The sequence below is a fragment of the SAR324 cluster bacterium genome (assembly GCA_029245725.1).
Taxonomy (GTDB): Bacteria; SAR324; SAR324; order SAR324; family NAC60-12; genus JCVI-SCAAA005.
The window spans coordinates 1-3,803 of sequence record JAQWOT010000097.1; the positions used below are offsets into that span (position 1 = coordinate 1).

The window sequence follows — 3,803 nt, forward strand, 5'->3', positions numbered from 1 at the left end:
ATCTAACTAATGGTGTTGGTCCAACTGATGACAGATCTAACCAATTTGGGCCAAGATTGGTGGGCGTAGATAATTTGCACCCCAAAATTGGGCCAGCAGACAACAGTAGCTCCAATGACAATGTATTTCTGATGGAAGTGACTGATCACGGGCTACAAATTATTAGTGCATTTGGAACAGGTGCCGATAATGGCACCCATTTGATGGGTGCTGGTATTTATTTCGATGATAATGGCACTACCATCACTGGTGATGTGAACAATGCAACTGATAACAGTTCAACAGCAACTCAAAACGACTATCCACTTTATCGTTTCTGGAACTCTGCAGGTACTGATGCACAGGACAATGCTTCCACTAACAATAATACGAGAACACGAGCTGTGATCACTTTTAACTCAGGGACTGTTCTGATGGATGGAGATTCAGATGGGAGAGCTTATATTCGAGGATATTTGGACAATGACAATACTAGTCTGACAACTCAAACAACTACTACCTTAATGAGACAAGCAGTTGACTTGGGAAATGGAGCTACGACTGGATCGTCAGTAGATAATGGGTCTTTCTCAGTAGATAATAAAACAAAATTGATTGTCGGAATACCGGACTATACTTTCACCTCAGACAACACCACTGCGGATAAAACCTCAGTAGGAACTAATGATATTCTTGTGATTGATGGTATTGAAGCAAACGGCATTGAATATGTTCTTCATATCTCTCCACCTAATGTAACTAATTCAGATACTGGAGTTGCTCAAACAATTGGATCCGTCAGTGGGGATAGTTTGGCACTCAAGGTATACCGCAAGGTTTATCTTGACGTGAGTATGGATGGAATTGTGGCAGACAATAAAACAAGCAGCACAGATCTAGCTAATTCAAGGGAGCTAACCTTCGATTTCCTGGAAAATCTGGCGTCTGCAACCGCTACTTACACTGTGGGTAGCCCAACAAATATGACCGGAGTAGATTTTACTGAATCCGCTGTGATCACAAACAGCAATCAAGCAAAGATTACTCTCTCAAATCCAACTGGAACCACAGATTCTGCAGGGCGCTATGTTGGAGATGGGGCAAAGATCTCATTGACTGCGACAGACTTCTCAGGCAATTCAAACACTTATTCGCTTACCTTCAAGTTGGGGCATGATCAAGAGTCACCGATTACAAACATCAATGACATTGGCAACATCAATCCAATTCACAATTTGATAGAGAGCACTGCAAATTCCAGCAAGAAGGCATTACAAGCTCCTTGAATGCCTCCTGTTCCTACTCTGCGGCCTTGTGCCGCAGAACAACCCTGCCTTTGACTTCCGAACGTAAAATCAATTCGATCTCGTTCAACATTCCCTCCATCGAAACCTCCTTTAGACCAACTTTAAGGTTTGGTAGCCTCCAGTCGGTTGCTAGGTGTTGCCAAAGTTGTTTCCTCAGTGCATAGGGACAGTTTTGGGAGTCAATTCCGATTAATCTGAGTCCTCGCAAGATTAAGGGCCAAACAGTGGTCGCTAGTTCTGCACCAGCAACACTTCCACAGGTTGTGATGACTCCACCAGGCTGGGTGGTTTTCAGAGCTGTGGCCAGGGGCAGTCCCCCTACGCTATCTATAACTCCATTCCATTTTGACTTTAATAAGGGTCGTGTGCCTGTATCAATGGCTTCTTCGCGACCTAATATTTGTTGAACTCCTAGTTCTTTCAGTAGTGCTTTCCCATCATCGTGACCACTGACTGCAGCAACCTCATATCCGCCATTCAGCAATAATCTCACTGAGATTGATCCGACCCCTCCAGCGGCTCCAGTTACTAAAACGGGGCCATTTTCTGGTTTACAGCCTGCCACTTTCAATTCCCAAAACGATTGCGCAGCAGTAAAACCTGCAGTCCCGTAAATCATTGCTTCCTGCAGGGTCAGGCCCTCTGGTAGTGGTAAAACCCACGTTGCAGGAACTCTAATGTACTCACCGAAGCCTCCATCCGTGTTCATCCCCAAATCATAACTGGTGACGACTACGGCATCTCCAGCCTTGAAGTTGGGATCTGTGGAAGCTGTAACAATGCCGGAGGCATCAACTCCTGGGGTATGTGGGTAGTTCCGCGTTACCCCACGATTACCCGATGCAGAGAGGGCATCCTTGTAGTTAAGTGAAGAATAATGCACTTGAATCAACACCTCTCCTTCTGGTAGTTCTTCCGTATTACGATCAACAATACGCTGCTCAAATTTGCTATCTTCTTCAAAAATCCGTATCGCTTGGAAAGAGATAGGTGAAGACATCAGGAAACTCCTTTTAGAAATCAGGCCAGGCAGATTGCAGCCTGAATTTTCGAAATTCGTGGGTCAGGGCTACAGAAATGTTAACAAGTGGAGATTTGTTGGTAAGAAACGGTTGTCAACCTCCGATACGAGACATTCCCAAGTTGGATCCGGTGAAAGCAACTGGTTCCTTGAAAGCAATCGAGTGGGCAACTCGCTCGTTCAATTCACTAGCAACTTCTTGCTGTTTTAATAAGTGTTGAATAGAAGTAGGTGTTGGATTGCTAAGGCAGCCAACGAGCTGGCCACTAGAGGTTAACCGTAATCTGGAGCAGGTAGAACAAAAAGGTGCACTTTCATTGGGAATGATGCCAAAGTGTCCTCCAGGTACCCAATAGCGTTGGGCAGTGGCATCATGCTCGGCATCAACCTTACGCCAAGTGAAGTGACGACCAATAAGTTCGAGAATTTCGTGCATTGGGAAAAGTGGGAATTTCTCTGTTTGAAACAGTGGCCCCATTCGCATGAGTTCGAGATATCTTAGCTCGATTCCTCTCTCAATAGCATAGTCAAGAAGGTCGACCACCTCATGGTCATTGGCTCCTCGAATGACCACCATATTAAGTTTAACACGTAACCTAGCAGTAAGAGCCTTTTCAATTCCTTCCAACACACGCTCCAAGCGTCCAGCACGCCCCAGTTTTCTGAAATTTTCAGGATTTAGAGAGTCTAAACTGATGTTGACAGAGTCCAGTCCTGCCTCTTTTAGAGATGTGGCCAATTTGCTTAAATTCAAGCCGTTGGTGGTTAGGCCGATACTTTCAACACCTAGTTGTCGAACACCATCAATGAAACTGAGCAGATCTCGATGGAGTAGTGGTTCGCCACCAGTAATTCGAATCTTGGTGATACCAGAATAACTTACCAGCAATGAGACTAATTTGAGCAGGTCTGAACTGGAGAGCGCATTAGGATCTGGATTATGATCCTTGATACTCGTGACGCAGTAGGTGCAGGCCATGTTGCAGGACTCCCCTAAGGAAACACGCAACTTGTTTATATTTCGACCGAAGCTGTCGAGCATGTGGGAATCTCCTTTCCAAACATGGGAGGCGATTCTGTTTCCGGAATCACCCATCGTCTTGGAAGCCATTGCCGAGACCTTAGGCCACCAAGATCGGAGACAGTATTAGTAAGATTAAAACAACTCTACGAAAGACGTTAGGAAAAGTACTCCAAAAAAGCAAGCATGGCCTCTCTTATACAGTCATTCCTATCTGGAAGAGAGGCATATAAAGGGCCAGGAAGAGAGCTAGGTCCATCAGCGCAAGGGGCACCATGAAGAAAGGCTGCAGAAAAAAGCCTGCAAACGCTGACGATCTCGTTGGATTTGCTGAAGTTGGTGATTGGCGATTCTCTGAAAAGCATAATCGATTTGTTCACTAGATTCCCCCAGATCCAGTAAACATAGTTGTTCGGGGGCTAAGAAACTTGCTTCTTGATAAGCTTAATAAAGCTTTCTGCCTTGCAGAAGTGAC

At 45.1% G+C, this 3,803-nt stretch carries 3 protein-coding genes and 1 riboswitch; of the genes, 1 reads left to right on the forward strand and 2 read right to left on the reverse strand.

Annotated elements, in window-relative coordinates:
- Window positions 1-1,265: hypothetical protein (locus P8O70_04455; protein ID MDG2196133.1), on the forward strand; the 1,265-nt coding region annotated here is incomplete at its 5' end.
- Between the two features lie 13 nt (window positions 1,266-1,278).
- Here the strand turns inward: P8O70_04455 and P8O70_04460 are convergent.
- Together P8O70_04460 and moaA are read right to left on the reverse strand one after the other, a co-directional pair.
- Window positions 1,279-2,286 carry a YhdH/YhfP family quinone oxidoreductase gene (locus tag P8O70_04460; protein ID MDG2196134.1) on the reverse strand — a complete coding sequence of 336 codons (1,008 nt, stop codon included), beginning with the start codon at window positions 2,284-2,286 and terminating at the stop codon, window positions 1,279-1,281.
- Window positions 2,287-2,401: 115 nt separating this feature from the next.
- Window positions 2,402-3,349 (reverse strand): GTP 3',8-cyclase MoaA, encoded by a 948-nt coding sequence (gene moaA, locus P8O70_04465; GenBank protein ID MDG2196135.1) that lies wholly within the window; start codon window positions 3,347-3,349, stop codon window positions 2,402-2,404.
- Window positions 3,342-3,460: riboswitch (molybdenum cofactor riboswitch) on the reverse strand. (Overlaps the previous gene by 8 nt.)
- Window positions 3,461-3,803: the final 343 nt, after the last annotated feature.